Origin of the sequence: Streptomyces sp. SAI-135, assembly GCF_029893805.1 — a bacterium.
Taxonomy (GTDB): domain Bacteria; phylum Actinomycetota; class Actinomycetes; order Streptomycetales; family Streptomycetaceae; genus Streptomyces.
In genome coordinates, this window is the sequence record NZ_JARXYP010000002.1 from 7,554,781 (window position 1) to 7,570,191 (window position 15,411).

A 15,411-nucleotide genomic window follows, 5' to 3' on the forward strand; every position below is an offset into this window, starting at 1 on the left:
AGGCGGTGGGGTTCCTCCCTCCCGCGGGGGAGGAATCTTCGGTACCGGTCGGGGAGTTGAGCAGAGTCGACCTGGCAGACACCCATGAGGAGGCCGCATGTCCGAGGTACCGCCCGCCGTCCGTGAACTCAGGCTCGTCGTCACGGCGGAGGACTACGACGAGGCGCTGCGTTTCTACCGGGACGTCCTCGGGCTGCCCGAACGGGCCGCGTTCTCCTCGCCGGACGGGCGGGTGACCATCCTGGAGGCGGGACGCGCGACGCTGGAGCTGACGGACCCGAACCACGCCGCGTTCATCGACGACGTGGAGGTGGGGCGCCGGGTCGCCGGACACATCCGGGTGGCCTTCGAGGTGGACGACTCGACCGCCGTGACGGCGAAGCTGGCGCAGGCCGGGGCTGAGGTCGTCGCCGAACCGACCCGCACCCCGTGGAACTCCCTCAACTCCCGCCTGGAGGCACCCGGTTCACTCCAGCTGACCCTGTTCACCGAACTGGGGGACGAGCCCCGGGACTAGGGCGTGCCCGGCGTCACCAGGCCCGTCTCGTAGGCGCAGATGACCGCCTGCACCCGGTCGCGCAGCCCCAGCTTGCTCAGGACGTTGCTGACATGGGTCTTGACCGTGTGCTCGCTGACGAAGAGCGTCGTGGCGATCTCGGCGTTCGACAGGCCCCGGGCCAGCATCCGCAGGGTCTCCACCTCGCGGGCCGTCAGCACGTCCAGGCGGTCGGGGGCGGGTTCGGCGGCGGCCTCCTCGCGGCGGCGGCGCACGATGTCGGCGACCAGGCGGCGGGTGACGGTCGGCGCGAGCAGCGAGTCGCCGCCCGCCACCACGCGGACCGCGTGCACGAGGTCGTCCCGGCGCACGTCCTTGAGGAGGAAGCCGCTGGCGCCCGCGTACAGCGCGTCGTACACGTACTCGTCGAGGTCGAACGTGGTCAGCATGACCACCTTGCAGCTCGACTGCGCGCACACCCGCCGGGCCGCCTCCAGGCCGTCCATGACGGGCATCCGGATGTCGAGGAGCAGGACGTCGGGCGAGTGGCCGCGCACCGCCTCCACCGCCGCGGCACCGTCCCCGGCCTCGGCGACCACCTCGATGTCCTGCTGCGCCTCGAGGATCATGGTGAAGCCGCTGCGGACCAGTTCCTGGTCGTCGGCGACGACCACCCGGATGCTCACCCGAGGGCCGCTTCCCGGTCCGCGCCGGCGGGCAGCCGTACGACGACCCGGAAGCCCCCCTCCGGGCCGGGACCGGCCTGTGCGCTGCCCCCGCAGGCGGCCGCCCGCTCCCTGAGCCCGATCAGCCCGTGGCCGCCCGCCGACCCCGCGGGGCCGGCGCCGTCGTCCGTCACCGTGAGGGTCAACTCGTCCTCCGCCCAGTCGAGTTCCACCTGTGCGCAGGAAGCGTACGCGTGCTTCACCGTGTTGGTCAGGGCTTCCTGCACCGCTCGGTAGGCGGCGACCTCGGTGTCCGGGTGCAGCGGGCGCGGCCGCCCTCGGACGCTCAACTCGACCCGCAGGCGCGTCGATGCGGCGACCTGGGCGATCAGACCGGGCAGCCCGGCGAGATCCGGCTGCGGCGGCCGGACGGCACCGCCCCGGCGCTCCTCCTCCTTCAGTACCCCCAGAATGCGCCGCAGTTGGGTCATGGCGTCCCGGCCGCTGGCCGCGATCGCGTCGAACGCGGCCTCGGCACGCTCCGGATCGCTGCGCACCACGACCGGTCCCGCCTCCGCCTGCACGACCATCAGGCTCACCGCGTGCGCGAGGATGTCGTGCATGTCCCGGGCGATGCGGGAGCGTTCCTGGGCGATGGCGCGCGCGGTCTCCGCGGCCCGCTCCCGCTCCAGCCGGCGGGCCCGGTCCTCGACGGCGGCGGTGTACGCGCGCTGGACGCGGGCCAGGACGCCGAGGCCGTAGGCGCAGATCATGCCGGTGATGTGGAAGGCGTACTCGAAGGGCTCGGAGTGCTCCTTGTGCTGCATGGTCAGCACGGCTCCGAGGAGCCAGCCCGCCAGCATCGAGCGGCGCTGCCAGGGCAGGGCCTGGGCGGCCATGGTGTACAGGACGACCAGCCCGCCGTAGAGCACGTCGGGCGGTGGGGCGTGGTAGTAGGCCATGGCCGTGGTGGCCGCCGACACGGCCACGGCGCAGGAGTAGGGGAAGCGGCGGCGCCAGACCAGCGGGACGGCGGTGGCGGCGCCCAGCAGCCAGCCCGCCAGGCTCAGCGGATCGTCGCCCTCGTCCGGGAACATCCACTGCAGGGATGCGGCGAACAGCACCAGCACGGCGAGCGCGCTGTCGACGACGTACGGGTTCGTGGTCCTCAGACGGGCCACGACGGGGGCGTACCAGGACCGGGCGGCGGGCATGAGCGGCTCCTCGGGGCCGGGGCCGTTCCAGTATCACGACGCCGAGGCGGCCGGGGCCTCACCGGTGAGAGGGATATCCGGTGCCCGACGGGGGTGTGACCGCCGGCTGCCAGCCCAGCGCCCGGGAGATGCCGAGCGCGGCGAGCCGTACCGCCGGGACCAGCGCCGGCACCTGGGCGTCGGCCTCGGGCACGACGACCGACACGGCCGCCACCACCGTCCCGTCGGGGCCGCAGACGGGGGCGGCCACCGACAGGGCGTCGTCGGTGACCTGACGGCTGCTCACCGCGACGCCGGTGCGCCGCACCTCGGCCAGGACCCGGCGCAGCCGCGCGGGTTCGGCGATGGTGTACGGCGTGAAGACGGCGAGCGGGCTCGCGCAGTACTCCTCCTGCTCGCGGGGCCCGCAGTGCGCCAGCAGCACCAGGCCCACCCCGGTGGCGTGCAGCGGCCAGCGCGCCCCCACCCGGATGTGCACCCCGACCGACGAGCGGCCTGCGATCCACTCGATGTAGACGACGTCCGAGCCGTCCCGCACCGCCAGCTGCACGTTCTCGTGGGTGGCCTCGTACAGGTCCTCCAGGTACGGCAGCGCGAGCTGCCTGAGCGCGACCCCGCGCGGCGCGAGCGCGGCGACCTCCCACAGGCGCAGTCCCACGTGGTAGACCCCGGCGTCGTCCCGTTCCAGCGCGCCCCAGTCGGCCAGTGCGCCCACCAGCCGGTGCGTGGTCGTCAGCGTCAGCCCGGCCCGGCGGCTGATGTCGGTCAGCGACAGCGCCGGATGGTCGTGGTCGAAGGCGGCGAGCACGGACAGCAGGCGGTCCGGGGCGGAACGCGTCGTCATGGCCGGTCGGCGACTCTCAGCAGGAGGGCCTGGAGGGTGTCGCGCTCGGCGGGGTCCAGCGGCGCGAGCAGGTCGTTGGTGACCCGCCTGCCCGCCTCGTCGGTGTCGCGCAGGAACGCCCGGCCCTTGTCGGTGAGGACGACGGTCTTGCTGCGGCGGTCGTCGGGGGAGGGGCGGCGCTCGGTCATCCCCAGCTTCTCCAGGTCGTCGACGAGGCCGACGATCGCGCTGGGGTCGTAGCCGAGCCGGGTGCTCAGCTCCCGCTGGAGGGCGCCCTCGGAGCCGGCGAGATAGCGCAGCACCGCGTAGTGCCGCAGCCGCAGGCCCGACTCCTGGAGGAACGTGTTGAACAACTGGCCCGAGCGCAGGCCCAGGCGGTACAGCAGGTAACCGGTGTCCGCGTGCAGCCCGCGCATCCACGGCTCCTCCGAGTCGATGGGGTTCGCGGTGACGTGCTGGCGTGTGATGGCGGGCTCCTCGCGCTCGGTGGGTCAGGGAGATTCCAGCATGACGCACCCGAAGGTCGCCAACAACTATTGACGTCACCAATTATTGCTCTTAGCTTCGATCTCGCAGTCACACCGCGCTTTCCGAAGCCGCGCCACCCGCATCCGTTCGTGAAGGGACCTGCTCGTGCCCAGCATCGATCTCACCGGCAAGGCCGCCGTCGTCACCGGCAGCGGCCGGGGCCTCGGCCTCGCCTACGCGCACGCCCTCGCCGCCCACGGCGCCTCGGTGGTCGTCAACGACGTCGACGAGGCGGTCGCCGAGCAGGCCGTGAAGTCCATCGCGGAGGCGGGCGGCACCGCCGTCGCCGAGGTCGTCCCCGTCGGCACCACCGAGGCCGCCGAGCGCCTGGTCGACCGGGCCGTGGCCGAGTTCGGCAGGCTCGACGTCCTGGTCACCAACGCGGGCATCCTGCGCGACAAGGTGCTGTGGAAGATGACCGACGACGACTTCGACGCGGTGATCGCCACCCACCTCAAGGGCACCTTCACCTGCGCCCGCGCCGCCGCCGTGCGGATGCGCGAGCAGGGCGAGGGCGGCACCCTGATCCTGGTCGGCTCCCCGGCCGGCCAGCGCGGCAACTTCGGCCAGACCAACTACGCCGCCGCCAAGGCCGGCATCGCCGCCTTCGCCCGCACCTGGTCCATGGAACTGGGCCGCGCGAACATCACCGTCAACGCGATCGTGCCCGTCGCGGCCACCGCGATGACCGAGACCATCCCCGCCTTCGCCCCCTACGTCGAGGCCATGAGGAACGGCGAGCCCCTCCCGGACTTCCTCCGCAAGGGCGAGGGCTTCGGCACCCCCGAGGACTGCGCGGCCCTCGTGCCCTTCCTCGCCTCCGAGGCCGCCCGGTCCATCACCGGGCAGGCCATCGGCATCGGCGGCGACAAGGTGGCACTCTGGTCCCATCCGCAGGAGATCAGGACGGCGTACGCGGACGGCGGCTGGACCCCCGAGACCCTGGCCGACGCCTTCCCCACCTCGGTGGGCGCCGAGCTCCAGACCGTCGGCATTCCGGCGCCGAAGCTTCCGGAGGCGTGATGGACATCGAGTCACTGGTCGCCATCGACGTCCACACCCACGCCGAGGTCTCCTCCAAGGGCCACTCCTCGCTGGACGACGACCTGCACGACGCGTCCTCGGCCTACTTCAAGGTGAAGGGCAAGCGGAAGCCGACCCTTCAGGAGACCGCCGCCTACTACCGCGAGCGGAGGATGGCCGCCGTGATCTTCACGGTGGACGCCGAGTCCGCGACCGGCACCGCGCCCGTCCCCAACGAGGAGGTCGCGGAGGCCGCCGCCGCCAACTCCGACGTGCTGATCCCCTTCGCCTCCATCGACCCCTTCCGCGGCAGGGCGGGCGTCAAGCAGGCCCGCCGCCTGGTCGAGGAGTACGGGGTGAAGGGCTTCAAGTTCCACCCCAGCATCCAGGGCTTCTTCCCCAACGACCGCTCGGTGGCGTACGACCTCTACGAGGTCATCGAGGAGACCGGCACCATCGCCCTCTTCCACACCGGGCAGACCGGCATCGGCGCCGGGGTCCCGGGCGGCGGCGGCATCCGCCTCAAGTACTCCAACCCCCTGCACGTGGACGACGTCGCGGCCGACTTCCCGCACCTGAAGATCATCCTGGCCCACCCGTCGTTCCCCTGGCAGGACGAGGCCCTCGCCGTCGCCACGCACAAGCCGGGCGTGCACATCGACCTGTCCGGCTGGTCGCCGAAGTACTTCCCGCCGCAGCTCGTGCAGTACGCGAACACGCTGCTCAAGGACAAGGTCCTCTTCGGCTCCGACTTCCCCGTCCTCACCCCCGACCGCTGGCTCGCCGACTTCGGGAAGCTGTCGATCAAGGACGAGGTGAAGCCGAGGATCCTCAAGGAGAACGCCGCCCGTCTGCTCGGGCTGACCAAGCCGTAAGGGGCCCCGATGCGCAACGAGGGACTGGGTTCGTGGCCCGCACGCCGGGCCCGCAAGACCCCGCACCGCACCGCCCTGATCCACGGCGGCACCACAATCACGTACGCCGATCTGCACACCCGCGTCACCCGCCTCGCGCACGCCCTGCGCGCCCGGGGCATCCGGCGCGGCGACCGGGTCGCCTACCTCGGCCCCAACCACCCCTCCTACCTGGAGACGCTGTTCGCGGCCGGCACCCTCGGCGCGGTCTTCGTCCCCCTCAACACCCGCCTCGCCGGACCGGAGATCGGCTACCAGCTCTCCGACTCCGGGGCCAGGGCGCTCGTCTACGGTCCGGCGTCAAAGGCTCTGGTCGCCGGACTGCCCGGCAGCACCGACGTCCGTACGTACGTCGAAGTCGGCCCCGAGTACGAGCAGTTGCTGGCCGAGTCGCCGACCGAGCCGATCGACGAACCGGTCACGCCCGACGACACCTGCATCATCATGTACACCTCGGGCACCACCGGGCGTCCCAAGGGCGCCATGCTCACCCACGGCAACCTGACGTGGAACGCGATCAACGTCCTCGTCGACACCGACCTGATCGCCGACGAACGCGCCCTGGTCTCCGCCCCGTTGTTCCACACGGCGGGCCTGAACATGCTGACCATGCCGGTGCTCCTCAAGGGCGGCACCTGTGTCCTCGTGGAGGCCTTCGACCCCGACGCCACCTTCGACCTGATCGAACAGCACCGGATCACCTTCATGTTCGGGGTGCCCACGATGTTCGAACAGGTGGCGAGGCACCCGCGCTGGGCGGACGCGGACCTGTCCTCCCTGCGCATCCTGACCTGCGGCGGCTCCCCGGTGTCCACCCCCTTGATCGCCGCGTACCAGGAGCGGGGGCTCACCTTCCTCCAGGGCTACGGCATGACGGAGGCCTCACCCGGAACCCTGTTCCTGGACGCCGAGCACGCCATCGGCAAGGCGGGTTCGGCGGGCGTGCCGCACTTCTTCACCGATGTCCGGGTGGTACGGCCGGACCTGGCGCCCGTCGACGTCGGCGAGACCGGCGAGGTCGTGCTCCGGGGCCCGAACGTCATGCCCGGCTACTGGGGACTGCCCGAGGAGACGGCCGCCTCCTTCGCGGACGGCTGGTTCCGCAGCGGGGACGCGGCCCGCGTCGACGAGGACGGCTACGTCGTCATCGTCGACCGCATCAAGGACATGATCATCTCCGGTGGCGAGAACATCTACCCCGCCGAGATCGAGGACCTCCTCCTCGGCCATCCGGACATCGCCGAGTGCGCGGTCATCGGCGTCCCGGACGAGAAGTGGGGCGAGGTGCCACGGGCGGTGATCGTCCCGCGCGAGGGTGCCGTGCCCGACCCCGACGAGGTCCTGGCCTCCCTGGCCGGCCGACTCGCCAAGTACAAGATCCCCAAGTCGGTGGTGGTCGCGGACGAACTCCCGCGCACCGCCTCCGGCAAGCTCCTCAAGTCCCGGGTGCGCAAGCGCTACGGCAACAGTTAAGGAACCCCATGAGTCTTACCGTGAACGGCCTCGACGAACTGAAGAAGCTCGCGGGCAGCGACCTCGGCACCAGCGAGTGGATCGAGGTCACCCAGGAGCGCATCAACACCTTCGCCGACGCGACCGGTGACCACCAGTGGATCCACGTGGACCCCGAGCGTGCCAAGGACGGCCCGTTCGGCGCCCCCATCGCCCACGGCTATCTGACCCTCTCGCTGTTCATCCCCCTGTTCACCGGACTCCTGGACGTCCAGGGCGTGACCACCAAAGTCAACTACGGCCTGAACAAGGTCCGTTTCCCCGCCCCGGTGAAGGCCGGCTCCCGCATCCGGCTCGTCGCCAAGCTCACGGATGTCGAGGAGGTGCCGGGCGGTGTCCAGATCACCGTCGACGGGGCGATCGAGATCGAGGGGGGCGCGAAGCCGGCGGCGGTGCTTCAGAGTCTTTCCCGGTTCTACGCCTAGTCCTCCGGGAGGCAGTGGGGAACCGCGGGACCGTTGTGGCTGGTCGCGCCCACGCGGCGGAGCCGCACATCAACACAGCCCCGCGCCCCTGCCGAGGCGCTTGTCTCAGCCGACCACGTCTACGAAGACCGGGTTCGAGTAGAACCACGTGTCCGCCCACGGGTCGCCGTCGCCCGGCGTGTGGGGGATCGGGCCGTGCGGGTCGATCGCCGTGCCGAGGTAGCCCGCCCCGTGCCGCTTGCCGTCGCTGCCGCGCAGGCGGACGTAGAAGGACTCGTCCCCGGCGGTCAGCGGGACGCGCAGGGTGTACGTGCCCTTCCGGCCCGACACGTCCTTCGTGTGCACGACCCTGGTGTCGGGCGCCCGCCAGCTGTCCCGGTCGGTCACCGGACCGCGTACCGCGCCCCGGATCACGTCCACGTGCGCCAACTCGGGCAGGATCCCCTGGGGGTTGGGGCGGGAGGCGGAGGTGACCGTCACGTACAGCGTGATCCTCTCGCCCCTGCGGACCCGCAGCCGGCCGCCCAGCGTGACACCGCGTCCGGCGTCGCAGTCCCGCTTCACACGGACGTCGAGCCCGTCGAGCAGGTGCCCGTGGTCCACCCAGACGCGACCCGCACGCAGGCCCGCCATCACCGCGCGGTACCCGTAGCGGGTCACGCCGACGTGGGTACGGCTGAACTCGCCGGGCCAGAAGTCGCTGCCGGGCTGCGGGGTGCCGGTGTTCACCGGGTCGGGCAGCTTGCCGGTGTTGTCGAAGTTCTGCCCCGCCGGCCAGTCGCCGTTCTTCCAGGTGTCGAAGACGGTGCGGTGGTTGTCGGAGTTCGTGGTGATCGAGAACAGGCTGCCTTCGGCCAGCATCGAGTCCCACAGCCCGCCGACGGTCGCCGTCGCCCAGTCGAAGCCGCCGTACGTCAGGTATGCGTCGGCCGGGAAGCCGGGCCAGGACTGCGCCGACGGTTTGTTCTCGTACTCGCCGCGGATCGAGGTCGTCCCGCGCCAGCCCGGGATCGCCGCGCCCTGGGCGCCCGGCGCCCCCTCCATGCCGATCATGATCTCAGGGGCCGCGTCCCGCCAGCCCCGCATCTCGTGCGGGGAGTCGATGCCGAGCCGCAGCGGGTGGTTGGCGATGACGAGGACGTCGTCCACGTACCCCGAACGGCGCTGCTCCGCCAGCCACTTGATCGCCTTGACGGCGTGCGCCTCGTTGCGGGCGGTGTCGGCGGCACCCGCGGAGCCCTCGGTGTAGCCGAGGAGCTTGCCGTCGTAGGCGAGCTCGAACTGCGTGAGCAGGTCGGTCTCGTGGGGCCCGGGAGCCGCGAACACCGTGCAGTGCTCGGCGGCCGGGATGTACCACTCCAGACCCTGGAAGATCAGCTGCCGCGGGTTCTCCGAGCGGGCCCTGACGATCTCCGCGTGCTCCAGCTTGGCACCGTACCGGGCGTGCCCGAAGTTGGAGTGCTCGTTGAACACCATCCAGTCCAGGCCGTACTTGGCGGCGGCCCGCGCCTGCTGGGAGAAGGTGTACTTCGCGTCGTGGCTGTAGACGGAGTGCACGTGGTGGTCGCCGACGAGGTAAGCGAGGCGGGGGTCGTCGCCGCCCAGGCCCCGCTTCCCGGAAGCGGCGAAAGCGGGAGTGGCCGCCGACCCCAGCGCGAAGGCCGCGCCGAACAGGCCCGCGCGGCGCAGGAGTCCGCGTCTCGACACGCCCTGCGCGTCGAGGTCGGCGGGGGAGACGGAGGGGTCGGCCCAGGAGGGGAGCTGCTGCTCGGTCATGGTGATCCTCAGGAAGGGGTCAGTGAGTCATGAAGGACGAGACGGGCAGCGCCCGCGACACGATCCGGACGTCGCCGAGGCGGCCGTAGAAGATCTGGTCGATCTTGTCTGCGTAGGTGTAGCCGCCCAGCAGCCAGGGCCCGCCGACCGAGGTGATCCCGACGGCCGGCGCCTTCGGGTTGCGGACGACCGGGCAGCCCTGGACGTACAGCGTGGTGTGCTTCCCGTCGTTGACGACGGCGAGGTGCCACCAGGTCTCCAGCGGGGTCTCCTGGCCCCAGTTGGTGGCGATGCCCTGCTGGTTCAGTGGGCGCATGGCCCACTGCGGCTCGCGGTCGTTGGACAACGACAGCGTGGCGAGCGGCTCGTCGGGGTCGTCCGCCGTCTTGCCCGCGGCCCCGCCGGTACCCCGCCGACTGACCAGTCCCGCCCAGGCGTTGTGGTCCGGGTCCCAGTCGGCGGGCATGCGGTAGAACACCTCGATGGTGTAACCGTCCCTGAACAGCGCCGAGTTGAGCGGCGCCTTGTCGACCGTCTGGAGATACGCGCCCTTCAGCGGCGACTTCCAGCCCCGGAACTCCAGGCTGCCGTGACCGGGCTGGTCGGGGTGGTGGTCGGCGGACCAGCCGAGCGAGCCGCCGCCGACCGGGACCACGGTGAGGTCGTTGCCCTTGCCCGAGAGGTCACGGACCGTGCCGGAGACGGCCGAGTCGAAGCGCCAGTACGCGGCCGTACCCGGTATGAGCATCTTGGACGCCGGTCGGGCCGCCCGCGCGGGCACCGGGTCGAAGCCCGCGAAGCGCTCCGCGAAGTCGATGGCGACGGTGAACCGGTCGGCGTCGCCGCTGAGTTCGATCTCCTGCCGCTCCAGCTCGTTGAGGCCCTCGGCGGCCCGGCCGAGGATCCACGGGGAGACCGTCTCCACGTCGATCACCCCGCGATCGAGGTCGAAGCGGTACAGACGGATCATGGCCGCGCCGCCGAAGTACCGGTTCTGGTAGTTCGTCAGGTGCAGGTGGACGTCGTTGCCCGCCGTGTTCTTGCGGGTCGCCCGGCCGGCCGGCCAGTAGTGCCCGTTGAGGGTGAGGAAGATCTGGTCGTGGTCCTTGACCAGCCGGTCCCACAGCTGCTGCCCGTACGCCGACAACTGGTCGTCCGCGACGACGAGTTCGTGCGTTGTCAGGATCACCGGCGTCTTCGGGTGAGCGGCCAGGACGCTCTTCGCCCAGGCGTGTCCCTGGTCCGAGAGCCGCCAGTCCAGCGCGAGGACCATCCACGCGCGGCCCGCGGCCCGGAAGAGGTGGTAGGTGTTGTAGCCGTCGGGGGAGACCCCGCCGAAGGTCCTGTGGCCCCGGAACCGGTCCGGGCCGAACACGTCCAGGTACGGGGTCGGACCCCGCTGGTCGGTCGTGGACGACTTCACGTCGTGGTTGCCGGCGAGGACGCTGTAGCCGACGCCCCGCCGGTCGAGGAGCTCGAAGGCGTCGCTGATCGCGGCGAACTCGGCCGTCGCCCCGTTCTGCGTGAGGTCGCCCAGGTGGGACAGGAAGACGATGTTCTCGTCCTTCCCGTGCTCCAGGAGATAGCGCAGCGAGGCCTCGACGGGCGCCTTGTCGATGCTCGGCCCGTCGAAGAGGTACTGCGTGTCGGGCATGACGGCGAGCGTGAAACGCCGGCTGTCGGTGTCGGGACGCCGGCCGGACGCGGAGGCGGCCTCGGCCGTGGCGGATGACGCGGAGGCGGCCTCGGCCGTGGCGGCGGGCAGGGCGGCGCCCGCCGTGGCCGCGGCACCCAGCAGCGCCGTGGCCCGCAGGAAACTGCGCCGGCCGGCACCGGCCTGCGCGGCCTCCTGGCCGTGGTCGTGCTCATGCGAAGTACACACGTGTGCTCCAGGAAGAGACGTGGAAGTCGGTGAGGGGTCAGAGCGCGCGCAGCGTCCAGCTCCAGCGGTGGACGCCCGGCGTGACCAGGTAGGAGGCGAAGGTGTCGGGGCCGCACGAGGCGGTGCCGAGGCCGCGGTGGGCCGCGTCGATGTGCACCACGCAGGTTGCCCTCGGGACGAGCTCGTCGTGGTGGGCCACCGCGGTGAGGTCCGCGGCGCGGTACCGGCTCACGCCCACCTGGCGCGGTTCGTCCAGGACGACCGTGAGGCCGGTGGCGTCCGGCGCCGAGAGCGTGAAGTGCCGTACACCGTGCCGGCCGCCGCTCTCCTGCGGGCGCAGATAGGGGGTGAACAACTCGTCCACGGGCACCGAGTGATGGCCCACGGGCGCCCCGAAGGCACGGTCGGGGTACGACTCCCAGGGGCCCTGTCCGTACCACTCCATCAGGTCGAGCCCGGCGACCGTCTCGAAGACGGAGCCCACCCGGGCCACGTCGGTGAGGGTGTCCGGCAGTTCGGCCGACTCCTCGACGTGGATCCCGCCCTCGACCGCGGTGAGGACCTGCACATGACGGACGACACCGGCGTCACAGACGTACTCGGCGCGGACGGTGACACGTCCGGCGGTCTGCCGTATGTGCCCGACCTTGCGCACCAGGGCGTCGAGGCCCCAGCCGCGCCAGCGCGACGCCGTCCCGCCCAGCTCGTCGTTGTCGGTGGGCGCCCGCCACAGCGACAGGGTGGGGGCGGAGGTGAGCAGCGGATGGACCAGGAGACCGTCGTCGTCGACCTTGACGGAACGATTCCGCACCGGCTTCGGGGTCTGCGGCTCCGCCTGCCGCAGGCGTACCTGCGGCAGGCACACCACCGTCCCGCGCGGCGCCCAGGGTTCGTCCCCCGCGGTCGTCACCCGCAGGGTCAGCCACGCCTCGCCGCCGTCCTCGGGCAGCTCGAAGGGCAGCGGTACCGCCGCCGTCTCGCCCGGCCGCAGATCGGGCAGTTCGGCGGACGCGGTCAGGGTCCGGCCGTCGGCCAGCGACAGCTCCCACTCGCCCGCCAGCCAGGCGAGGCCCCGGAAGTGCTGGTGGTTGCCGAGCACGATGCCCTCGTGCCGGAAGCACTCGATGCGCACCGGCGCCGCGATCTCCCGGTGCTCGTACATCACCGGCTTGGGCGTGCGGTCGGGGAGGACCACGCCGTCGGCGACGAAGGCGCCGTCGTGGTCGGGTTCGCCGAAGTCGCCGCCGTACGCCCAGCGGTGTCCGGGCGAGGCGACACCGTTGTCGTAGAGCCCGACGCCCCCACGTCCGACCGGTCTGCCGTCGTTCACACGCTGGAGAATGCCGTGGTCCCAGAACTCCCAGATGAACCCGCCCTGAAGACCCGGCGTTGACTCGATGGCCGCCCAATGGTCCGCGAGCGTGCCGTTGCTGTTGCCCATGGCGTGCGAGTACTCGCACCAGATCAGCGGCTTGGTCTGGCGCCCGGAGAGCGCGTGGTCCACGCACTCCTCCAGGGAGGCGTACATGGGACATGCGATGTCGGTGGCGTCTCCGGTGGCCGCCCAGTCGAGCTTGGCGGCGCCCTCGTACTGGACGGGGCGGGTCGGATCGTGGCGCCGCAGCCAGCCGGCGGCCGCGTCGTGGTTCGCCCCGTAGTCGGACTCGTTGCCCAGCGACCAGATGATCACGGACGGATGGTTCTTGTCCCGCAGCACCATCCGCGAGACCCGGTCCACGAAGGCGTTCAGAAAGCGCGGGTCGTCGGCGATCTCGTGGGCGTGGTCGTGCGACTCGATGTCCGCCTCGTCGACGACGTAGAGACCGAGTTCGTCGGCGAGGTCGTACAACGCCGGGTCGTCGGGGTAGTGCGAGGTGCGGATCGCGTTGAACCCGAAGCGCTTGAGCGTGACCAGGTCCGCGCGCATGTCGTCGTACGACACCGTCCGCCCGGTCAGCGGGTGGAAGTCGTGCCGGTTCACGCCCCGGACGAACACCCGCTCGCCGTTGACCAGCAGGTCCCGGCCGGTGATCTCGACGTCCCGGAAGCCGGTCCGGTGCCGTGAGGTGTCGGCGACCGTGCCGTCGGCGCGGTGCAGCCGCACGGTCAGGTCGTACAGCTCGGGCGTCTCGGCGTTCCAGGTGCGGACGTCCTCGACGACGGTCCGCAGCCGTGCCTCGCCGAGGAAGTCGGAGACCCGCTCGTCCTCCCGGTTGAACCGGTCGAACTCCGCGTCCTGGGCCAGCGGCAGGCCCTCCAGCTCCCCGCTGACGTACCACCCGGCGGGCAGCGCCCCGCCCGCGTCCCGCACCTGGCAGTCGACCCGCAGCGAGCCGTCGCCGGAAGCCCGCACGGTCACGTCCGACAGGTGCAGCGGGTCCGTCGCGTACAGCAGCACGGAGCGGGTGATCCCGCCGTGCCACCACTGGTCCTGGTCCTCGATGTGCGAGGCGTCCGACCACTTGACCACGGTCAGCCGTACGACGGCCCGCTCGCCGGCGCGCACCAGTCCCGTCAGGTCGAACTCGGCCGCCAGGTGGGAGTCCTTGGAGATTCCGACGGGCCGTCCGTCCACGTGCACGAGGAGCACGCTCTCGGCGGCCCCCACCTGGAGCACGATCCGGCGTCCGGCCCAGTCGGCGGGGACCTCCACCTCGCGTTCGTACACTCCCGTGGGGTTCGCGGCAGGGGAGTGCGGAGGGAACTCGGCGAACGGCATGCGGACGTTGAGGTAGCGCGGCAGGTCGTCCGTGCCCTGCATGGTCCAGGCGCCGGGGACGTGGATCGTCGACCAGGAGCCGCCGACCGGCGCGTCCGGAGTGGGCAGCAACTGGAAACGCCAGTCGCCGTCCAGGGGGAGTGCTCCGGAGCGCCGGTCGACGGTGTTCATGGGCAGCCGCCCCCAGGAGGTCACCTCGGGTGCCTCCCAGGGACGCAGGGCGACGAGGGGATCGGTGGGGCGGGGGCGGCGGGCTGCGTCGGTCATGACCGTTCCGGAGTCGGTGGCGAGGTGGGTGGTGCGGGGGCGCGGCAGGACCGTCCGTGGCCGTGCAGGACCCGGCCCTGAAGGCCCCAGGCCGGGTCGACGGGGATCCCGAGCCGGTCCAGGACCGTGGGGGCGATGTCGATCAGACGCGGGGTGTCGAGCCGGGTGCCGCCGGGCATGCCGGGCTCGGCCAGGACGACGAACACCTCCCGTTCGGCCCGGGTGTCACCGCCGTGGCCGCCGGTGTCGAGGTGCCCGTGGTCCGTGGTGACCAGCACGGTCCAGCGCTCCCGGGCGCGGGCCGGGTCCAGGCGCCGGTTGCCGATGGCCGTCACCAGCCGTCCGAGGTGGGTGTCCTGGGTGAGCAGGGCCCGGTCGTAGGCGGGGCTGTGCGGGCCCTCGGCGTGGGCGGCCTCGTCGGTGGCGCCGAAGTACACGAACACGGCGTCCGGATCGTCCTGGGTGAGCCAGTGCTCGGCGGTACGGGCGACGAGGCGGTCCGCGGTGCCGTAGCCGTCCGTCTCGCCGTCGTAGCGCACCCGGCGGCCGACGGCGGGACCGAGGGTGCCGCGCCGGATCAGCTCCGGCCAGGACACCGCGGCCGCGGTGCGCAGCCGGCGCCGGGCGGTGCCGGCCCGGCTGAGGAAGTCCGGGTAGCGGGCGTAGTCGGCACCGGCGAAGTCGTTGCCCCGCACCCCGTGCCGGTCGGGCCACACCCCGGTCAGCACGCTCGACCAGCCGGGCCCCGAGTCGGTGTAGGCCATAACGGGGGACGGCCCGTCCGGGGCCCGGCCGTCCCTCTCGCCGTAGGGCAGCAGGCTGGTGCCGTGGGCACCCGCCGCCATCAGCCCGTGCAGCACGGGTGCCACGGCCGGGGACCGGGTGAGCAGGTCGTACCGCAGCCCGTCCATCCCCACCACCAGCACCTTGCCGACATCACGGCTCACCGCGCACCCCTTTCTCCCGGCGGCGGGCCGGCCGGCCGGGCCTCGGTGCGGGTTGTCCTGGCGGGCGTCCTGTTCGGGGCGTGGGCTGCCGTGCCATGGGCCGTCTTGCCGTGGGGCGGTGTACCGGGTGCGTGGGCGTGCCGCCGGGCGTCCCTTCCGGTCACGCGCACGGTGCCGACGTTGTGGCTCACCGCCCACC

General features: G+C 71.9%; 13 protein-coding genes. 5 read left to right on the forward strand and 8 right to left on the reverse strand.

The genetic code is table 11. The features are described from left to right. Window positions 1-97 precede the first annotated feature (97 nt). A complete protein-coding gene (locus tag M2163_RS38515) occupies window positions 98-517 on the forward strand; it encodes a VOC family protein (protein WP_280896303.1) in 420 nt (139 codons plus the stop codon). Here M2163_RS38515 and M2163_RS38520 read toward each other — a convergent pair. From M2163_RS38520 to M2163_RS38535, 4 genes are read right to left on the reverse strand one after another with little or no spacing between them, the layout of a single operon-like run. Then, a complete protein-coding gene (locus tag M2163_RS38520) occupies window positions 514-1,182 on the reverse strand; it encodes a response regulator transcription factor (protein WP_280896304.1) in 669 nt (222 codons plus the stop codon). The two genes, M2163_RS38515 and M2163_RS38520, sit on opposite strands and share 4 nt — an antisense overlap. Beyond that, on the reverse strand, window positions 1,179-2,375 hold the full coding sequence (locus M2163_RS38525) for a histidine kinase (protein ID WP_280848288.1): 1,197 nt from the start codon (window positions 2,373-2,375) through the stop codon (window positions 1,179-1,181). The genes M2163_RS38520 and M2163_RS38525 overlap by 4 nt, the downstream gene beginning before the upstream one ends. 58 nt (window positions 2,376-2,433) lie before the next feature. After that, on the reverse strand, window positions 2,434-3,219 hold the full coding sequence (locus M2163_RS38530; RefSeq protein WP_280848285.1) for an IclR family transcriptional regulator: 786 nt from the start codon (window positions 3,217-3,219) through the stop codon (window positions 2,434-2,436). Beyond that, window positions 3,216-3,635: a MarR family transcriptional regulator gene (locus tag M2163_RS38535; protein WP_053847817.1), complete on the reverse strand. Its 420-nt coding sequence runs from the start codon at window positions 3,633-3,635 to the stop codon at window positions 3,216-3,218. The genes M2163_RS38530 and M2163_RS38535 overlap by 4 nt, the downstream gene beginning before the upstream one ends. A 217-nt stretch (window positions 3,636-3,852) precedes the next feature. Between M2163_RS38535 and M2163_RS38540 the strand changes: the two genes are divergently transcribed. Genes M2163_RS38540 through M2163_RS38555 form a run of 4 tightly spaced genes read left to right on the forward strand, consistent with a single transcriptional unit; the run spans window position 3,853 to window position 7,621 of the window. Further along, on the forward strand, window positions 3,853-4,770 hold the full coding sequence (locus tag M2163_RS38540; RefSeq protein WP_280848284.1) for an SDR family oxidoreductase: 918 nt from the start codon (window positions 3,853-3,855) through the stop codon (window positions 4,768-4,770). After that, a complete protein-coding gene (locus M2163_RS38545) occupies window positions 4,770-5,645 on the forward strand; it encodes an amidohydrolase family protein (RefSeq protein ID WP_280848283.1) in 876 nt (291 codons plus the stop codon). The genes M2163_RS38540 and M2163_RS38545 overlap by 1 nt, the downstream gene beginning before the upstream one ends. Window positions 5,646-5,654: 9 nt before the next feature. Further along, on the forward strand, window positions 5,655-7,157 hold the full coding sequence (gene menE / locus M2163_RS38550) for an o-succinylbenzoate--CoA ligase (protein ID WP_280848282.1): 1,503 nt from the start codon (window positions 5,655-5,657) through the stop codon (window positions 7,155-7,157). An 8-nt stretch (window positions 7,158-7,165) separates the two neighbouring features. Beyond that, window positions 7,166-7,621 (forward strand): MaoC family dehydratase, encoded by a 456-nt coding sequence (locus M2163_RS38555; protein ID WP_280896305.1) that lies wholly within the window; start codon window positions 7,166-7,168, stop codon window positions 7,619-7,621. Window positions 7,622-7,726: 105 nt separating this feature from the next. Here the strand turns inward: M2163_RS38555 and M2163_RS38560 are convergent, their stop codons facing one another. Genes M2163_RS38560 through M2163_RS38575 form a run of 4 tightly spaced genes read right to left on the reverse strand, consistent with a single transcriptional unit; the run spans window position 7,727 to window position 15,212 of the window. Beyond that, window positions 7,727-9,397 (reverse strand): histidinol-phosphatase, encoded by a 1,671-nt coding sequence (locus M2163_RS38560; RefSeq protein ID WP_280896306.1) that lies wholly within the window; start codon window positions 9,395-9,397, stop codon window positions 7,727-7,729. 19 nt (window positions 9,398-9,416) lie between these two features. Then, window positions 9,417-11,279, reverse strand: a complete 1,863-nt coding sequence (locus M2163_RS38565; RefSeq protein ID WP_280848279.1) for a LamG-like jellyroll fold domain-containing protein — start codon at window positions 11,277-11,279, stop codon at window positions 9,417-9,419. A 37-nt stretch (window positions 11,280-11,316) separates the two neighbouring features. Beyond that, a complete protein-coding gene (locus tag M2163_RS38570; RefSeq protein ID WP_280848278.1) occupies window positions 11,317-14,265 on the reverse strand; it encodes a glycoside hydrolase family 2 TIM barrel-domain containing protein in 2,949 nt (982 codons plus the stop codon). Beyond that, window positions 14,262-15,212 (reverse strand): alkaline phosphatase family protein, encoded by a 951-nt coding sequence (locus tag M2163_RS38575; protein WP_280848277.1) that lies wholly within the window; start codon window positions 15,210-15,212, stop codon window positions 14,262-14,264. The genes M2163_RS38570 and M2163_RS38575 overlap by 4 nt, the downstream gene beginning before the upstream one ends. Window positions 15,213-15,411 lie beyond the last annotated feature (199 nt).